11 protein-coding genes are annotated in these 18594 nt (G+C 73.6%); 4 read left to right on the forward strand and 7 right to left on the reverse strand.

Annotated features, from left to right (window positions below; genetic code table 11):
• Positions 1 to 2: 2 nt before the first annotated feature.
• The 7 genes from HHX37_RS17335 to HHX37_RS36785 are packed head-to-tail and all read right to left on the reverse strand — an operon-like array spanning position 3 to position 13173.
• A complete protein-coding gene (locus HHX37_RS17335) occupies positions 3 to 1433 on the reverse strand; it encodes a condensation domain-containing protein (RefSeq protein ID WP_182886080.1) in 1431 nt (476 codons plus the stop codon).
• An 8-nt stretch (positions 1434 to 1441) separates the two neighbouring features.
• Positions 1442 to 1624, reverse strand: coding sequence for an MbtH family protein (locus HHX37_RS17340; protein ID WP_182875280.1), 183 nt, complete (start codon positions 1622 to 1624; stop codon positions 1442 to 1444).
• 1 nt (position 1625) lies between these two features.
• Positions 1626 to 3482 (reverse strand): condensation domain-containing protein, encoded by a 1857-nt coding sequence (locus HHX37_RS17345; protein WP_182886081.1) that lies wholly within the window; start codon positions 3480 to 3482, stop codon positions 1626 to 1628.
• Positions 3479 to 3790: a phosphopantetheine-binding protein gene (locus HHX37_RS17350; protein WP_182886082.1), complete on the reverse strand. Its 312-nt coding sequence runs from the start codon at positions 3788 to 3790 to the stop codon at positions 3479 to 3481. The genes HHX37_RS17345 and HHX37_RS17350 overlap by 4 nt, the downstream gene beginning before the upstream one ends.
• Positions 3784 to 5367 (reverse strand): condensation domain-containing protein, encoded by a 1584-nt coding sequence (locus tag HHX37_RS17355; protein ID WP_182886083.1) that lies wholly within the window; start codon positions 5365 to 5367, stop codon positions 3784 to 3786. Before HHX37_RS17355 ends, HHX37_RS17350 begins: the two co-directional genes overlap by 7 nt.
• A 1-nt stretch (position 5368) precedes the next feature.
• Positions 5369 to 6991 (reverse strand): class I adenylate-forming enzyme family protein, encoded by a 1623-nt coding sequence (locus tag HHX37_RS17360; RefSeq protein WP_182880593.1) that lies wholly within the window; start codon positions 6989 to 6991, stop codon positions 5369 to 5371.
• A complete protein-coding gene (locus HHX37_RS36785) occupies positions 6988 to 13173 on the reverse strand; it encodes a non-ribosomal peptide synthetase (protein WP_310740415.1) in 6186 nt (2061 codons plus the stop codon). The genes HHX37_RS17360 and HHX37_RS36785 overlap by 4 nt, the downstream gene beginning before the upstream one ends.
• Positions 13174 to 13731: 558 nt before the next feature.
• Here HHX37_RS36785 and HHX37_RS17375 point away from each other — a divergent pair.
• Genes HHX37_RS17375 through HHX37_RS17390 form a run of 4 tightly spaced genes read left to right on the forward strand, consistent with a single transcriptional unit; the run spans position 13732 to position 18332 of the window.
• Positions 13732 to 14637 carry a thiamine pyrophosphate-dependent dehydrogenase E1 component subunit alpha gene (locus tag HHX37_RS17375; protein ID WP_310740416.1) on the forward strand — a complete coding sequence of 302 codons (906 nt, stop codon included), beginning with the start codon at positions 13732 to 13734 and terminating at the stop codon, positions 14635 to 14637.
• On the forward strand, positions 14634 to 15611 hold the full coding sequence (locus HHX37_RS37760) for an alpha-ketoacid dehydrogenase subunit beta (protein ID WP_111701027.1): 978 nt from the start codon (positions 14634 to 14636) through the stop codon (positions 15609 to 15611). The genes HHX37_RS17375 and HHX37_RS37760 overlap by 4 nt, the downstream gene beginning before the upstream one ends.
• Positions 15608 to 17005, forward strand: coding sequence for a 2-oxo acid dehydrogenase subunit E2 (locus HHX37_RS17385; RefSeq protein ID WP_182886085.1), 1398 nt, complete (start codon positions 15608 to 15610; stop codon positions 17003 to 17005). Before HHX37_RS37760 ends, HHX37_RS17385 begins: the two co-directional genes overlap by 4 nt.
• A gap of 4 nt (positions 17006 to 17009) precedes the next feature.
• Positions 17010 to 18332 (forward strand): GH1 family beta-glucosidase, encoded by a 1323-nt coding sequence (locus HHX37_RS17390; RefSeq protein ID WP_182880596.1) that lies wholly within the window; start codon positions 17010 to 17012, stop codon positions 18330 to 18332.
• Positions 18333 to 18594: the final 262 nt, after the last annotated feature.

An 18594-nucleotide genomic window follows, 5' to 3' on the forward strand; every position in this document is an offset into this window, starting at 1 on the left:
TTTCAATTCGAGAACGCGCCGCTCAGCGCGGACAGACGGGTCTCCGGGTCGGCCCCGGCCCGCCGTACGACCTCGGCGAAACCGCGGACGAGGCGGCGCGCGGTCGCGGGCGTGAACAGGTCGGCGCTGTAGTCGAACACGCCGCCCAGCCCCTCCGGTCCGCGCCACAGGTCGAGCGAGACCTCGGACTTGGTGTGGCTGGGCGGGATTGTGTGGACCTCGGCGTCGAGGTCGGCGAACCGGGTCCCCAGCAGGTCGTCCTTGGGCAGGTCGCTGTGCAGGTTGAACATGGCCTGGCACAACGGCGGCCTGCCGACGTCGCGGGGGACGCGCAGCGCGGCCAGGATGTGCTCGAACGGCACGTCCGCGTGCCGCATCCCGGCCAGGGTCGCCTCCCGGACGCGGTCGAGCAGCTCGTGGAACGCCGGATCGCCGGACAGGTCGGCCCGCAGCACCAGCGTGTTGCCGAAGTAGCCGATCAGCGGGGCGAGCTCGCTGCGGGTCCGGCGGGACACCGGGACGCCGACGCAGAAGTCGGACTGGCCGGACGCGAGGGCCAGGGTCGCCTGGTAGGCGGCGACCAGGGCCATGAAGGACGTGCAGCGCCGTTTCCTGGCCACCCGCTCCAGCGGGGTGACCTCCTCCGGCGGCAGCAGCAGCTCCTCCCGCGCGCCGCGCCCCGACCACCGGGACGGCCGGGGATGGTCGGCCGGCAGGTCGAGTGAGGGGGCTCCGGCGAGCCGGCCCGCCCACTGCTCCACCCCCGCCGTGTGGTCCCGCCGCCTCTCCTGCACGGCGAAGGAGGAATACTGCATGGGCAGCTCCGCCAGGACGGGCTCACGTCCCTCGCGCGTCGCCGCGTAACACTCGGCGAGCTCGCGCATGAGCACGTCGAGCGACCAGCCGTCCACCACTATGTGGTGCAGGACGATGCACAGCACCACATCGTCCTCTCCCCGCCGGGCCACGCCGGCCCGCAGGGGAGGCTCGTTCTCCAGGTCGAACGGGCGCTCGGCGAACTCCCGCAACGCCTCTTCGACCCCCGTCCCGTCAGGACCCGCCTCGCCGGAGGTCGCGAGGTCCTCCACCGGCGTCGGCGCGGGCGGCAGCACGACCTGCACGGGGGCGTCCCCGCGCAGCCGGAAGCGGGTCCGCAGCACCTCGTGCCGCTCGGTGACCCGGGTGAACGCCGCGGCCAGCGCGGCCGTGTCGAGCGGCCCGCGCAGCCGTACGGACCAGGGCAGGTTGTAGCTGGTGTCGGCGGGGTCGAAGCGGCTGAGGAACCACAGGCGCTCCTGCCCCGGCGACAGCGGCCACTCCTCCCCGCCGGGGTCCGCCGCGCCCCCGAGGGAGCGCAGCAGCGCCGCCCGGCGCTCGGGGGGCAGCCCGGCCAGCTTCTCGATCAGCGCCGCGCGGCGGTCGGCGGTGGTCATCCGCCCGGTCATCTGCCGCGTACGCTCAGCGGGCGCATGTCGGTCCACACCGTCTCGATGTGGTCGAGGCATTCCTGGCGGGTGCCCGTGAAGCCGGTGGACCGCCACCCGGCGGGCGGCTCGCGGTCGCTCCACCACACCGAATACTGCTCCTCGTCGTTGACGACCACGAGCATCGGGGATTCGGTCATGTCACCTTCCCAAAGCAGTCATTGCGGAAGCAGGGACCCGGCCGCCGCCCTCCATGAGGCGGGGGCAGTCCGGCCAGCCGGAGGGGCCGGCCGGCGGCGCCGGGCACAGCACGTAGTGCCGGGGGGCGAGCACGCCGGTGCGACCGGCCGCGGCCCGCATCACCGCGGCGTGGACGGCGTCGGGCGTGTCCAGCCCGGGACGCGCCACGAGATAGCCGGTCAGCCGGGGCGGCCCGTCGCTGCCGGGCTCCACCGCGACCGCGGCCGGCCCGGGTGCGCAGACCCGGCGCAGCAGCGCCTCGGTCTCCGGCAGATTCACCCAGTCGGGACCGATCCGCGTCCATCCGGCGGGGCGCCGCACCGGCTCCAGGCCGGCGACCTCCGCGACCCGGTCCAGCGGCACGTCCGCCGAGACCACCCGGACCAGCAGCTCCTCCAGGCCGCCGAGCATCCGCTCGGCGACGCGCCCGGGCAGGAAGGCCGTGTCCACCAGCACGAAGAACTCGCAGGTGGACGGGGCCGGGCCGGTGGCGAAGAAGATCTTCGCCTTGACCTTCGAGTAGGCCCCGACGAAGAACGTCCTGGAGCGGCCCCGCAGCGCGGCGAGCGCCGCGGCGTCCCCGGGGTCGACGTCCGGCAGGCCCGACCAGCGGCCGCCCTGCCGGACGTCGTTGAAGAACGCGTCCAGGTCGATGTCGGCGCCGCGGTTCCACGCCTCCGCGTCCCGGGCGGCGAGCACGAGCGAGGGGTCGTAGTGCCCGTTCCGGTAGGTCGCCATGGTCCTGCGGTGCCCCGGCCCCAGCGCCTCGGCGAAGGTGCGGGCCACCGGATCGACGCGCCCCGGATCGCCGGCGCCCAGGTCGATGACGCAGAGCCCGTCCTGTGCGGCCGGCCCGGCCATCGCCCCCGTACGGAGGTGGTGCCGGTTCGACACGATGAGCTGCAGCGCGGCCGTGGAGTGCCCGGTGACGGCGGCCAGCAGGGCGGCGCTCGCGACCGTGAGCACGCTGGAGGTCGTCACGCCGTGCCGGGCGGCCAGCGCCTCGGCGGCGACGGCCGCCGCCGGGGAGTCCATCCCGTAGCGGACGAAGCGCGGCTCCTCCGGCTCCCGCTCGGGAAAGTCGAACATCGAGCGCGGCGCGGCCGCCAGACCGCTCCGCCAGTGACGCAGCGCCTGGGCGCCGGGCGGCGGGTCCGACCGCTCGAAGGCCGCCTGGTCGAGCGGCTGCCACTCCGGGACGGGCAGGTCCTCCCCGGCGACGAGCCGCGGCCACTCCGCGGCCACCATGTTCAGCGACCAGCCGTCGAGCGCGAGATGGGACAGCGCGAGCGCCAGCGCGCGCGGCCGGCCCCTCAGGCAGACCACCGCGCACCGGACCGGCAGCTCGGCCGCGTAGTCGAACCCGGTCGAGGCCAGCTCGGCGGCCAGCGCCTTGGCCGCGGTCATCGGCTTCGCCGCCGCCTCGTACACGCCCACGGTGAGCCGGCCCTCCCGCCTCACCCGCTGGACGGTCCCCGCCCCGGCGCCCGCCTCTGTGCCCGCCCCGGCGCTCCCCTGCGTGCCGGTCCCGGGGCGTGCGCCCTCCCGGACGTACGCCGTGCGCAGCGTCTCGTGCCGCTCGACGAGGCGGCCGACGGCGCGCAGCACGGCGTCGAGGTCGGCGGCGCCGGTCACCGGCAGGGCCCAGGGCAGGTTGAAGTAGGGATCGCCGTCGTCCAGCCACTGGGTGGACCGCCAGATGCCCTGCTGCCCCCAGGTCAGCGCGGCCTGCCCGCCCCGCGCGCCGCGGAACTCCACGGTGCGGGGCGGCAGCGCGGTGAGGCCGGGCGTCCGCGCCGTCGGCGGGCTGCCGGTCACCTCCGCTGCCCGCCGGGGTGCCCGTCGTCGTGCCCGCCGCTGTCGCCACCGCCGTCACGGTCCCCGGCACCGTCCCCGCCGGTGTGCGCGGCGATGTGCCCGGCCAGGCCGTCGAGCGTGTCGAGATAACCGCCGTCCAGGTCGACGTCGCAGCCGAACTCGGTCTCCACCATGTCGATCAGCCGAAGGTAGGCGAGCGAGTTGAGGCCGAGCGCGGGCAGGCTGCAGTCGGCGGCGAGCACGTCGGCGGCGGCCAGGTCCCCGCCGCTCGCCTTGGACACCAGCTCGGCGAGGCGTTCCCTCAGCATGCCTCCTCCCGCAGGAGGGCGACCTCCGCGGCGACCCCCGCGATCGTCGGCTCGTCGAAGAACAGGTCGAAGGACAGCTCCACGTCCATGCGCTCGCGCACCTTCGCGATGATCTCGACGATCGTCAGCGAGTGCCCGCCGAGGTCGAACAGGTCCTCGTCCGGCCCGATGCCGGGCCGTTTGAACACCTCGCTCCAGATCTCCGCGACCTCCGCCAGGTAGGGCGTGGCGTCCGCCTCGCCGGCGCGCGGCACCGCGGCCGGCTCCGCCTCGGTCCGTACGGAGGACGGCCCGGCCGGGACATCGACCGTGACCTCGACCGGGGCCGGCAGCGGCAGGTGGGAGATCTCGGTGTCCGGGGCGGTGACCACCGCCTCCAGGAGGTCGAGCAGGTGCTCGACCAGGGACTCGCAGCCGGAGCGGCTGAGGATCGCCGGGTTGAACTGCAGCCGGGCCGTGATGCCGTCCGGCGCGTCGACCACCTGCAGGTGCAGCGTGCCGCGCACCGCGTGGTTGAACGACATCCAGTCGACGGACGCCGCCACGCCGGGGAACTCCGGCGCGCTCCCGTCCCGCCCGCGGTAGCTGACCGAGACCGGCGTCAGCGCGGTGCGCGGGCTCACGCCGCCGACCGCGCGGGCGAGCGGCACCTGCCGGAACCGGTAGACGGCCCGCAGCTCGCCGCGCACCGACCGGGCGAAGTCGGCGAACGTCCCGCTCGGGGTCCCGGCCCGCACCGGAAGCTCGTTCACGAAGAGGCCGATGTGGTCCCGCGTCTCCTCGGTCCTGGTGGACAGGTCCACCGACACCGCCGCGTCCTCGTTGCCGTACGCCGCCAGCAGGGTGTGCACGGCGGTGAGCACCAGCTCGAACCGGGTGACGCCCATCTTCTCGGCGGCGACGGCGAGTCCCGCGGGAAGGGCGAAGTCGACGGCCTCTCCCGCGGCGGCCCGGGTGGAGACCCCCGACAGCCCGGGGAGCCGCAGGTCCTGCCGGTCCTGCCAGCGGTCCCGCCAGAACGCGGCGGCCTCGTCGAGCAGTTCGGCCACCCGGGCGTTCTCCCGCTCGACGGCCTCGCCGTACGTCAGCGGAAGGACCGGCAGCGGCAGCCCGGCGTAGGCGTCGGCCAGGCCGCGCACCAGGAGGTCCTTCGACATGCCGTCGAAGACCGCGTGGTGGGCGACGACGACCAGGAGGTGCCGCTCCGGCGCGAGCCGGAAGAGCCTGAACCGGGCCGTCGGGCCGGTCCCGAGGTCCAGGTCGAGGGACGCCTCGCGGTCGACCAGTTCGCCGGCCTCACGCCCGGAGGCGTCCTCGAACCCGATCGGCGGCGGAACGGCGGCCAGGGCCGGGCGCAGCACTGCGTCCCGCTCCGCCAGGGCCGTGGCCAGCTGGGGATGCGCGCCGACCACGTCGTGGCAGGCGGCCAGCAGCCGGTCCGTGTCGAGAGGGCCGTCGAAGCGGATGGCGAGCGGCATGTGGTACACCTGACCGCCGCAGCCCATCCGCTCCGTCACCCACATGCCGTGCTGTGCGAGGGACGCCTGCTCCCCCTCGCCCGTGAGCGTCGGTGACATCTCACTCGCCTTCTTTGCTGATCGTGGAGTCGCCCAGCAACGTGAGCAGTTCCTTCTTGATGACCTTTCCTGACTGGTTCCTGGGCAGGTCGTCGACCACGAGGATGCGTTCGGGCAGCTCGTGCCAGGCCAGCCGGTCCATCAGGAAGGCGCGTACCTCGCTCGCCGACAACCCCTGCCCCGCCCCCGGAACCGGCGCTGAGACCGGCCCTGAAACCGTCGCCGCCACCGCTGCGGGGCCCGACCTGGCGACGACCGCGGCGCCCAGCACGGAGCCCAGCACCGGGTGCGGGAGGCCGAACACGGCCGCCTCGGCGATCCCCGGGTGCTCGTACAGCGCCGCCTCCACCTGGAGCGTGGACACCTTGTACGCGCCGGTCTTGACCACGTCGCTCTCGCGGTCGACGAGGTAGAGGTAGCCGTCGGCGTCCACGTATCCGACGTCGCCCATCCGCACCCAGCCGTCGCGGAACGCGCGGGCGCTGGCCTCCTCGTCGCCGTAGTAGGACCTGCTGGCGGCGGGCGACCGCATCCACACCTCGCCGGTCTCCCCGGGCGGGAGCGGGTTGCCCTCCTCGTCGGCGATGCGCAGCGACCCGTCGAACGCGGGCCGTCCCAGCGCGGCCGGCCGGGCCCGGTCGTAGATCATGATGGTCTGGGCGGGGGCCGCCTCGGTGGACGTGTAGTAGTTCGTCACCGTCGCGTTCGGGAAGGCCGCCGCGAGCCGCTCCGCCAGGGCGGGGGGCAGCGCCGCCGCCGCCGAGCCCAGCAGCACCACGCCGGACATGTCGTGCCGCTCGTGCAGCCCGGCGTCGAGGAGTTCGACCGCCATGGAGGGCACCAGGAACACGGTGCCGGGACGGTACGTCTCGATGAGCCGGGCGAACCTGCCGGGGGTGAACCGCGCGGGGGTCAGCACCGTGGGCCGGGCGTCCAGCGCGTTGATCAACATGGTCTGGCCGGCGTTGGTGCCGATCGGGAAGGCGTGCAGCAGGTGCCGTGAGTGGGCGAACCTGCGGTGCCTGGGCTGCGTGACGCACCCGTAGGCGAGGTTGGCGTGGCTGGCGCCGACCCCCTTGGGCCGGCCGGTCGTGCCCGAGGTGTAGAGGATCTGCGCCAGGTCGCCGGGCCGCACCGGCGAAGCGTCCGGGCGGGAGCCGGGCCCGGCGACGGACTCGAGCTCCGCCGGGGTCGCGGTCCACGGCTCCGGCGCCGCCGGGCCCGGAGCCGAGCCGGAGCGGTCCGGCGGCAGGGTGAGGTCCCGGCCGAGCAGCACCGCCGACGCCGAGCAGTGCCCGATCATGTAGCGGATCTCGGCCGGCGCCAGCCGGTCGGACATCGGCACGGCCACCGCGCCCGCTTCGAGCACCCCGCAGAACGCCACGGCGAAGTCGATCCAGTCGCGGCTGCCGAAGTGCACCGCCACCCGGTCGCCCGGGGCCACGCCTCTCTCCGCCAGCCCGGCGGCGAGCGCCGCCGACCTGCGCTCCCACTCCGCGAAGGTGAGCGTTCCCTGCCCCTCCACGATCATCGCGACGCCGTCCGGCTCCTGCTGGGCGCGCAGCCGCAGCAACTCCGGCACGGTGAGCGTGGGCGTCCTCCGCGTCCGCGTCGTGCGCGTCATACCTGCTCCTTCTCGGCTGCCCGGCCGGACGTGAGGGTCGACACGGGGGCCGGCTCAGGGGCCGGCTCATTCGGGGCGGCCGCGTCGAGCAGCGCCCGTCCCGGAGCGGGCCGGACGTCCACCGCACCGTCTGCCGGGCCGTCTGCCGGGCCGTCTCCCGCACCGTCCTTCCGGCCGGCGCCGGCCGCCCGGACCGACGCGATCCGCCGGGTCAGGGCCTGGTAGCCGACGACGTCGTCCGGCAGGGCGTCGGGCACCTCGTCGTCGAACCGGCGCAGCACCCCGATCCGCATGCCGACCAGTGCCACGGCGGCGATCGCCAGGGCGAAGCAGGCGTACATGAAGCCGATCCCGCGGCCGGGCCCGGTGCCGAGCACCGCGCCCACCGTCCCGGCGAGCGGTCCGCCGGGGGCGAGCAGCGGCTCGAAGACCTGCGCGCCGTACGGCGCGACCAGGCCGAACCCGATGGGCAGGGTGGACCAGGCGACCAGCGTGTTCAGCGCGATGACCCGGCCGTGGAACCGCTGCGGCACCTTGACCTGGATGATCGTGGCGTAGACGCCGTTCAGCAGGGTGAGGCACAGCGACATGCCGAACGCCCCGGCGGCGATCGGGAACAGGTCCGCGCGCAGCCCGGTCAGCAGGCAGAACACCGACAGGGCGAGCGTGGACAGCAGCACGCCGTGCAGCCTGCGGCGGCGCGGCCCGCCCCACGCGGCCATGGCCAGGCCGCCGAGGAAGGCGCCGAGCCCGCCCGCGAACGACACCCGGCCGACCTCCGCCAGCGACGCGAACGACAGCACCAGCGGCGAGATCATCAGGAACAGCGGGGACAGGAAGATGTTCAGCACCGCGAAGTAGAACAGCATCGCGCGGAAGCCCCGGTTGCCCCAGGAGTGGCGGATGCCGCCCATCATCTCCGCGAGCACGCTCTCCCGCCGCTTCCACGCCATCGTCGCCGGGAAGCGGACCAGCAGGATGGTGAGCGTGGCGACGGCGTAGCTCGCCACGTCGATGACGAGGATGCCCTCCAGCCCGATCGCCGCCATCAGCCCGACGGCGATCAGCGGCACGATGAGCTGCGCGGTGCCGGCGGCCATCTGGACGACGCCGTTGGCGTGCCCGAGGAACCGTTTCGGCACGAGCTGCGGGATCGCCGAGCCGTACGCGAGCCGCTGGAAGGTCAGCGCGATGGACAGGCAGACCAGCAGCGGGTAGATGTGCCAGATCTGCAGGTTGCCGGTCCACAGCAGCACCCCCAGCGCGAGCTGGGTGCCGCCGGCGGCCAGGTCACCGGCGAGCATGACCCTGCGCCGGTCGAACCGGTCGACGATGGCGCCGGCCAGAGGTGCGACGAGCATGCCGGGCAGCAGGCCGAGCACGGAGAACAGCGCGAACCTGGCCAGCGACCCCGTCGTGAGATAGATCCACAGCGGGATGGCGAACTCGGTCAGCGCCGAGCCGGTGATCGAGACGAGCTGGCCCGCCGCGACGACGAGGAAGCGGCGCATGCTGGGAGGCGGGCCGACCGGTGGAGACGAGTCCGCCGAACCGGCCTGCCCGTCGCGCCCCGCCTGCCCATCCCGCCCGGCCATGCCGTCCCGCGCGGCGCCGGCCGAGGCGCCCTGACCGGCGGCCTCCGGACTCGTGGCTCCCGGACCCTCGTGGCTGGGGCCTTGCGCGCTGTTCCTCGCGGTGACCGTCGGGCCGTCATGGCCGACGCCCCGCGCACCGTTCCGTGTGGCGCCTGCCGGGCCGTCCTGGATGACGTCGTCCACGCCGCTCCGACCGGTTGCGGCAACCTGGGCCTCGGCTTCGGGTCGTCGTGAGACGCCCTGGAGCCACCAGGTGCGGCTCTCGTCCCGTTCCATCCCCTCGGTGCGCCCGGAGGCGAGGGCGGTGTGCGTGCCGGTGACGATGTCGGCCAGCTCGGTGTTCCGGTATCGCAGGAAGAAGTGCCCGGCCTCGTCGAGCACGACGCACGCCGTCTCGTCCGACAGGCAGTGCCACTCCTTGTAGCGTTCCTGGTAGAACTCGGCCGCCGGGTCGCGTTCGCCGACCACGGCGATCACCGGCGCGCGCAGCGCCGGGCCGCCGCTTTCCTCGAAGATCCGGGTGAAGTACCGCTCGGCGGCGCGGGTGCCCTCCCGGCGGTTGCGCACGATCAGCTTGATCTGCTCCCGGCCGAGGTCCTCGACGTCGAGCCCGGCCGCGGTGAGCATGTTCACCCGCTGCTGGTCGCTGGTGAGGTGATCGAAGAACGTCCCGATCCAGCTCATGCCGCGACCCGGCCGGGCGAAGGGGAACACGCCGCCGAGGTACAGCGCGTCCACTGTGTGGCCGTCCGCCTCCAGTTTCCGGGTGATCTCGGCGGACAGCATGACGCCGAGGCCGCAGTGGCCGTACAGAACGAGCGAACCGCCGTTACGCTCCATGATCTCGGCGATCTCGGCCACGCAGCCGAGGACGACCTCGTCGAACGGCCGGGGCTCCTCGCCCAGTTCGTGGCCGGGCACGGCGACCGAGTAGAGCGCCCAGTCGGCGGGCAGAGCGTCGGCGAGCGGCTGGTAGACGACCGCGCTGCCCCCGCCGTACGGCACGCAGACCAGGGTGGTGGTCGCGGTGCGGGCGGGGGTGAGCCGGTGCAGCAGGGAGCGCGGCACGTCCCCCTCGGCCGTGAGCAGCCGGGCCAGCTCGCGGACGGTGCGGTGCTTGAACACGTCGAGCACGGTGACCGGCCGGTCCGGGTACGCCCTGCGCAGCCGGGCGATGACCCGCATCGCGAGCAGCGAGTGGCCGCCCAGTGCGAAGAAGTCGTCGTGCGCCCCCACCCGCTCGACGTCGAGCACCTCCGCCCAGACGCCCGCCACGTCCTCCTCGGGGCCGGGCTCCGGGGCGACGTACTCGGCCGCCGGGACGTCGGCCTCCGGCTCGGGCAGGCGCGAGCGGTCCACCTTGCCGTGCGACTTGAGCGGCAGCTCGTCCAGCCAGGCGTACCTGGAGGGGATCATGTACGCGGGCAGCCGGTCGGCCAGCCAGGCGCGCACGGCCGCGGCACTGGGCCGTTCGCCGGGCCGCTCCCCGGGCCCGCCGTCCGGTGTGCTCCCTGGCGTGGTCCCGGCGGCCGGCCCGGCCGTGCCTCGGGCCGCGCTTGCGGTCGCGTTTCCGGCGGCGGGGACGAGGTAGGCGACGAGCTGTTCCCCACGCGGTTCGACGACGGCCTGGGCGACGTCCGGGTGGTCGGTCAGCACCGACTCGATCTCGCCGAGCTCGACGCGGTAACCGCGGATCTTCACCTGCAGGTCGCGGCGGCCCAGGAACTCGAGGTCGCCGGAGTCGGACCATCGGCCGAGGTCCCCGGTGCGGTACATGCGCGCCCCGGGCGGGCCGTACGGGTCGGGGACGAACCGGTCGGCGGTGAGACCCGGACGGTTCAGGTAGCCGCGGGCCAGCCGGTCGCCGCCGAGATAGACCTCGCCCGGCACCCCTGCGGGGACCGGCCGCAGCCGCTCGTCCAGCACGTACGCCCGCGCCCCCGGCAGCGGCGAGCCGATCGGCAGGCTCACGCTCGCCTCGGCCGGGCCGTCGGGAGCCGGGAGCCGGGCGACGTCGTAGGTGGTCACGCCGACGGTGGCCTCGGTGGGCCCGTAGTGGTTGACGACCCGGCAACGGCTCGTGGCCTCCAGCTCGGCCGCCCAGCCGCGCGGGGCGGCCTCACCGCCCAGCAGCAGCAGCTTCCTGGGCAGCAGGTCGGCCGGTCCGGCGCCGGCGGGCCGACCGGACGCGGGGAGGGCGGCCTCGCTTCCGGACGCGGGGAGGTTGGCCTCGCTCACCGACGCGAGCAGAGTGGCGAGGTGCGACGGTGTGATCTTGAGGTAGTCGATCCCGGTCCGGCGGAAGATCTCCGCCAGCTCCGGGCCGGCGGTGCGCGATGGCACCAGGTGAAGGGTGCCGCCGGTCATCAGGCACAGGTAGAAGACCGTGACGCCGAAGTCGAAGGCGAGCGACTGGAGCAGGGCGAAGGACGAACCGGGTTCCACCTCCAGCCTCTCGCGCACTCCGGCGAGGTAGACCAGCACCTCGTGGTGCTGCACGGCGACGCCCTTGGGCCGCCCGGTGGTGCCGGAGGTGTAGATCACGTACGCGAGGTCGCCCGGCGTCCCGGTCTCCCCGTCGGCGGCGGGCGGCTCCGGCACCCGATCGTCGTCGAGGTACACGGGGGTGACGTCGTCCGGTAGACGGTCCAGCAGGTCGGCGCTGGTGACGACGAGGGCGGCCCCGGCGTCGGCCAGCACGTAGCCGAGCCGGCTCTTCGGGTGCTCCGGATCGAGCGGCAGATAGGCGGCGCCGGACTTCAGCACGCCGAGCACCGCGACCGCGAGCCCGGTGGACTGCTCCAGGCAGATCGCCACGCGGTCGTCACGCCGCGCGCCGAGCGCGCGCAGCCGCCGGGCGAGCCGGTCGGCCGCCGCGTCCAGCTCGGCGTACGTGAGAGCGTCGTCGCCGCACACGACGGCGGTCGCGGTCGGAGTGCGGGCCGCCTGCGCCGCGATCACCTCGTGCAGGCTCACGGCGTTCCAGCCGTGCGGACGCGCGGTATCCCACTCGTGCGGACGCGCGGCGGCCGGCGGCTCAGCGAGCCGCGCCGGGGCCGGCTCCTGCGGGTGCGCGGCAGTTGGCTCGTACGGACGCGCGGCGGTGGGCTCGGGTGACGCCGGGGTCGCGCCGGATGCGTCGGCGGCGGGCCCGTCCACCGGCACGCCGGCGAAGCCGAGCACGCGGCGCCGCTCCGCCTCCGGAAGCAGCTCCAGGTCCGACACCCGCGTGTCCGGGGCGGCGACGATCGACCGCAGCAGGTTCTCGAAGCACTCCGCGAGGCGTGCGACGGTGGCCGGGCGGAACAGCTCGGTGCGGTAGGTGAGGTTGCCGTGCAGGCCGTCGCCCAGATCCATCAGGTACAGCCCGAGGTCGAACCGGCTCGCGGTCACCTCGAACGGATACGCCGACAGGGTCAGGCCCTGCCCGCGCAGCGGGGCCGACCGGTAGTTCTGCAGCGCGAACATCACCTGGAACACCGGTGACCTGCTCACGTCGCGCTCGACCCCGAGCTCGCCGACGAGCCGGTCGAAGGGCAGCTCCTGGTGGGCGTAGGCGTCCAGCGCCGTCTCGCGCACCCGGCCGAGCAGCTCAGTGAAGGCCGGGTCGCCGGACAGGTCGGCCCGCATCGGCAGCGAGTTGATGAAGAGGCCGACCACCCGCTCCAGCTCCGGCAGTTCGCGTCCGGACACCGGGGATCCCACCGCGAAGTCGTCCTGACCGGAGTACCGCGCGAGCAGCACCTCGAACGCGGCGAGCAGCGTCATGTACAGCGTCGCGCCGTTGGCCCGGCCCAGCTCGGTCAGCGCGTCCGCGAGCGCGCGGTCGAGCACGAAGCGGTGGGCGGCGCCCGCGGCGCCCTGCTCCGGCGGGCGCGGCAGGTCGGTCGGCAGCTCCAGCGGCGGCAGCCCGGCGAGCCGCTCCCGCCAGTAACGGATGTCGTCGTCGTGGGTCCGCCCGCGTTCCCACACCGCGTAGTCGCCGTACTGCACCGGCGGGGCGGCGAGATCGGCCTCGGTCCCGGTCCGGTACGCCTCGTGCAGGGCGAGCAGTTCCTCCATCACGATGTCGCAGGACCAGCCGTCGGTCACGGCGTGGTGCATCGTCAGGACCAGCACGTGCTCCCGGGCGCCGAGCCGGACCAGGAGCACCCGCAGCAGCGGGCCGTTCGCGAGGTCGAACGGCCGGTCCAGCTCCTCCTGCACGATCTCGTGCACGGCGGCGGCGTCATCGGACACCCGGAACCCGACCGGCGGATCGTCGTCCAGCACGATCTCCGGGGTGCCGTCGTCGGTGGTGACGAACCGGGTGCGGAGGCTCTCGTGGCGCCGGGCTACCTCGGCGAGCGCGCGCTCCAGGGCCGTCTCGTCGATCTCGCCGCCCTCCAGCCGTACGGCGAAGGCGACGGTGTAGGCGGTGGTGCCCGGCGCGTACTGCTCCAGGAACCACAGGCGCTCCTGGGCGTGCGAGAGCGGCGGGTGGGTGCCGGCCGGCCGCGGCGGCACGGTGACCCTCGCGGCTTTCCCGGCCTTGAGCCGCTGCGCCAGCAGGGCCTGCTTGGCAGGTGAGAGACCGGTTCGGGTCACGGCGCCGGCACCTCGGGTGAATCCTGCGTTATGAACATGGCATTCCTCTGTGCGCTTCGCGCACCGGCACGCCGGCGGGCCGGTGCGGATATGCGGGCGGCCGACGACACGACGGTGACCGAATCACCGCCGGCGGGCCTCCCGCCTGATGCCGGCGCGCGCGGCGCGAATTTCGCCGCTCTTCGCGCCGGTAACCCCCCTCAAACAAGACGCATAAGTGGGAACGCTCCCACGGCAACGGAGGCTAGGGATGGGACCTTTCGTTCGTCAAGAGTCATGGAAGTTTCTGTCCGTTATTAGACCCAGGACGGGGAATGTGAGGATATTGCCGCAGATCACGGACAATATGGGCTACAACCAGCCAAATCGCCCTATCGTCGAGGATTGACAGCACCCCTTACCCCACCTACGCTCCGTGGGAGCGCTCCCAGAATGGGTGCTCCTGTCCCTAGGCCGGGAACCCGGTGACCGAGCGCGCCCCTCCGTCAGTGACGCACCAGGAGCGGACCACCTTTGACCGTCACCGCCGCCGCACCCCCTCGGAGCCCACGGCCCGCCGTGAGCGACCAGGATCTCCGCTCGCTGCTTCTCATCCGGCACTTCGAGCGAGCCCTGCTCCGCCTGTTCGAGCGGGGTGTGCTGAGCGGCACCACCCATACCTGCCTCGGGCAGGAGTACGTCCCGGTCGCCCTTTCGGCCCTGCTCCGGGACGACGACTTCGTGTTCAGCAACCACCGCGGGCACGGCCACTTCCTCGCCCGCCATCCCGACCCGGACGGCCTGCTCGCCGAGATCATGGGCCGGGAGGGCGCTCTGTGCGGAGGCGTCGGCGGCAGCCAGCACATCTACCACCAGCGCTTCCTGTCCACCGGCGTACAGGGCGAGAGCCTGCCGGTGGCGACCGGGGTGGCCCTGAAACTGGCCGGCACGGGCGCGTTGGCCTGCGCGTACATCGGGGACGGCACCTGGGGTGAGGGCGCCGTCTACGAGGCGCTCAACATGGCGTCCCTGTGGCGGGTGCCGCTGCTGGTCGTGGTGGAGCACAACGGCATCGCCCAGTCGACCCCGACGTCCGTCCAGATGGCCGGCACGATCGCCGCCCGGGCGGCGGCCTTCGGCGTCCGCCACCACCGCATCGCCTCCACCGACGTCGATGAGATCAGGGCGGGCCTCGCCCCGCTGGTGGACGCCGTACGGGCCGAGCCGTCCCCGCTGGTCGTGGAGTTCGCCACGCACCGTCTCGGACCGCACAGCAAGGGCGACGACACCCGCTCGCCGGAGGAGATCCGCCGGGTCCGGGAGTCCGACTGGTACGACCGGTACGCCGAGGCCGATCGCGAGCGGTTCGCCCGGATCGACGGGGAGCAGCGAGACCTCGTCGAACGGGTGGTCGCCGAGGTCTCCGCCCGGCCCGCCGCCGCCTCGGCCGCCCTCGCCGCTCCGTCGCCGGAGGGCCGGTCGTGACCAGAGTCTCCGAGCACCTCAACCAGGCGCTGCACGATCTCATGGAGTCCGACCCCTCGGTCCACCTGCTCGGCGAGGACGTCAGCGACCCGTACGGCGGCGCGTTCAAGGTGACCCGTGGGCTGTCCAGCCGGTTCGGTTCCCGGGTGCGGTCCACTCCGCTGAGCGAGGGCGCCATCGCGGGGGTCGGCGCCGGGCTGGCCCTGGCCGGCGACAAGGCCATCGTCGAGATCATGTTCTCCGACTTCGTCGCCCTGGCGTTCGACCAGATCACGAACTTCGCCGCCAAGTCCACCTCGATGTACGGCAGGCCCGTGCCGGTGCCGCTCGTGGTCCGCTGCCCCACGGGCGGCAACCGCGGCTACGGTCCCACCCACAGCCAGAACCCGCAGAAGCACTTCATCGGGGTGCCGGGGCTGTCCCTGTTCGAGATGACGCCGTTCCACGACGCCGGCGACCTGCTCACCCGGATGTTCGAGCTGGCCCGGCCCTGCCTGTTCTTCGAGGACAAGGTCCTCTACACGCGGCAGATGCACGACACCGGCGACCTGTTCCGGTTCGAGGTGACCGACGACGTGGCGCGGGTGTACGTCGACGGCGCGGGCCCGCCCGACTGCACGCTGGTCACCCACGGCGGACTCGTCCACCGGACGCTCGACGCCATGCGGGCGCTGCTGCTGGAGGACGAACTGGTCTGCGAACTGCTCGTGCCGGCCCAGCTCTACCCGGTGCCCCACCTGCCCGGGCTGGAGGACGCGCCGCACGTCTGCGTGGTGGACGACGGCACCGAGGGCGGCACCTGGGCGGCCGAGGTGGCCACGGCGCTCTACCCGCGCCTGTGGGGCCGCCTGCGCCGCCCGATCACCCTGGTCAACTCGGCGGACAGCGTGATTCCCGCCGCCCCCCATCTCGAACGCGAGGTGCTCGTGCAGGCCGGCCACATCCGGGCCGCGGTTCGGGAGGCCCTGTCGTGACCGGCTTCCCCGTGCCCAAGCTCAACAACAACGACACGACGTACGTGCTGGTCGAGTGGCTGGCCGAGGACGGCCAGGCGGTGCGCGACGGCGATCCGGTCGTGCTGCTGGAGACGTCGAAGGCCACCGAGGAGGTCGTCGCCCCGCGGGACGGCGTGCTGCGGCGGCTGCTCGCCGAGGGCGCCGAGTGCGAGCCGGGGCAGGTGATCGCCCAGCTGCTCGGGCCGGGTGACGAGGCCGCCCTGGAAGACCCGGCAGGCACCGTGAGGAGTGCGGGAAGCGCGCAGAGCGCGGGCGGCGACCCGCGCGGGCCGGGCCTCCCGGCGGCGCCCGGCGACTCCGTTCCGGGCGGTCCCGGCGGCTCGGGCGACGGCTCCGGCGTCGTCGTCACCATGCCCGCCCGCGAGTTGATCGAGGCGCACGGCGTCGCGATGGAGCGGGTGTACGCCCTGGGCCGCAAGGTGATCAGGCGGGCGGACGTCGAGGAACTGCTCGGCGGCCCGGCGCGCCCCTCCCCCACCGGGAGCACCGCCGGGGCCGGGATCACCGCCACGAGCGGAGACGCGTCCGCGAGCGACCGGCCGAGCACGCCGGGGCACGTGGACGGCCTCTCGGCCACGGCCGGCTCGACCCCGAACGGTGCGGGCCGGGCCGGTCCCGCCCTGGCCGAGGCGGCGCCCGACGGCGCGGGCCGGGACGACGCGGAGTGGATCACGCTGTCCCGGGCGCAGCAGCGGACGGCCGAGGTCGTCGAACGGTCCCGGCGCGAGATCCCCGCGGCCTTCACCGTGATGAGCGTCGACGTGACCGAGGTGCTGTCGCTCGCCCGCGACCTCACCCGGCGGCTGCGCGCCCTGGTCGGCCTGCCCGAGATGGTGGTGAAGGCGACGGGTGGGCTGCTCGACCGCTTCCCGGTGTTCTTCGCCCAGCCCGGCCCCGGCCCTCGCCCGCGCCTGCGGCGGGCCACCGCCGCCAACGTGGGCGTGACCGTCGACGTGGGCCGTGGGCTGTTCATCCCGGTCGTCCGGGACGTGGCCGACCGGCCGCTCGCCGAGATCGCCCGCGACCTGGTCGATTACCGCAAGACGGCCCTCACCGGGTCCTTCCGGGAAAGCGACCTCGAAGGAGGCAATATCACGCTCACCCTGCACACCAGCGACGGCATTGTGCACGCCGTCCCTATCGTCTTCCCCGGCCAGACGTGCGCGCTTTCGCTGACCGCGCCCCGCCCGGAAGTCGTCCCCGACGGCTTGGGCTTCGCCGTACGGAAGACCGCCGCGATCGGCCTCGCGTACGACCACCGTTTCGTCAACGGCCGCGACGCCGCGGAGTTCCTCGGCGAACTCCGGTCGGCGCTCGAATCCCCCGCGCGTTTCCTCACCGAGAATGGATGAAGCCATGAACTCACCCGCACGGTTTCCGACCGACTTCGTCTGGGGTGCGTCGACCGCGGCGTACCAGGTCGAAGGCGCGACCACGGAGGACGGCCGCGGGCCCTCGGTGTGGGACACGTTCTGCGCGGTTCCCGGAAACGTGCTCGACGGCGACAACGGTGACCAGGCCGCCGACCACTACCATCGCTACAACGACGACCTGGACCTGATCGCCGATCTCGGTCTGGGCAGCTACCGCTTCTCGATCGCGTGGCCGCGGATCCAGCCGACCGGCTCGGGCAAGGCCAACCAGAAGGGCCTCGACTTCTACCGCAGACTCGTCGACGGGCTCGTCGAACGCGGCATCCGGCCGATGGCCACGCTCTTCCACTGGGACCTGCCGCAGGCGCTGCAGGACCGAGGGGGCTGGGAGAACAGGGACACCGCCGAGCGCTTCGCCGAGTACGCCGAGATCTGCTTCGACGCCCTGGAGATCAGGGACTGGCTGACCATCAACGAGCCCAAGACGGTCGTCGACTGCGGCTACCGGGAAGGTCAGCACGCGCCGGGCTTCAAGGACGACGCGCGCGCCTTCGTCGCCTGCCACCACCTGCTGCTCGCCCACGGCCTCGCCTCGCGGGTGCTGCACGAGCGGCACGCGGGACGCCGGATCGGGCCGGCGCTCAACCTCCACCCGACGTACCCGGCCGACGACACTCCCGAGGCGCTTGAGGCGGCCCGCCACCAGGACGGCCTGGAGAACCGGCTCTACCTCGACCCCATCTTCAAGGGCTCCTACCCCGAGGACACGCTGCGCTGGATCTCCGAGCGCGGCCCGATGGCCGATTACATCCTGGACGGCGACCTCGCCGTCATCAGCGAGCCCATCGACATCCTCGGCGTGCAGTACTACACGCCGATCTTCGTGGACGCCAAGGGCGAGCGGGTCTTCCTGCACGAGCGGACCCAGGCCGAATGGCTGGAAATCTACCCCGAGGGCTTCCACGACATCCTGGTGCGGGTGCAGCGCGACTACCCCGGCGTACCGATGATCATCACGGAGAACGGCCTGCCCACGGAGGACGCGCCCGGCCCCGACGGCCGCGTCCGCGACGAGCGGCGCATCACGTTCCTGCGCGACCACCTGGCCGCCATGCACCGCGCCATGGAGGACGGCGCGCAGGTCGAGGGCTACCACGTGTGGTCGCTGCTCGACAACTTCGAGTGGGCGCAGGGCTACAGCCAGCGATTCGGCATCGTCTACGTGGACTACTCGACGCAGAAGCGCACCCCCAAGGACAGCGCGCTCTGGTACCGCGACGTCGTCAAGAGCGGCGAACTGCGCTGACGCGAGGGCGCCGCGCTCCGCGCGGAAGCGGCGCCACCCGTGCCCCGTGGACCCACCCCCGCAACCCGCCTCGCAGGGTCGTGCCACTCGCCCCGCAGGGCTGTGCCATCCGCCCGGCCGGTTCCGCCCCGGCCGGTCGGCCCTCGCCGGATCCGGCTCGGCTCGGCGGGCCCTGACTCCGGGCCGCCCGTCCACTGCCGGCCCACGGGCTCGGCTTGCCCTGCCCATCGCTCCGGGCCGCCCGGCCCGGAGAGCACGGCGC

The organism is Microbispora sp. H10885, assembly GCF_014161415.1.
Lineage (GTDB): Bacteria > Actinomycetota > Actinomycetes > Streptosporangiales > Streptosporangiaceae > Microbispora > Microbispora triticiradicis.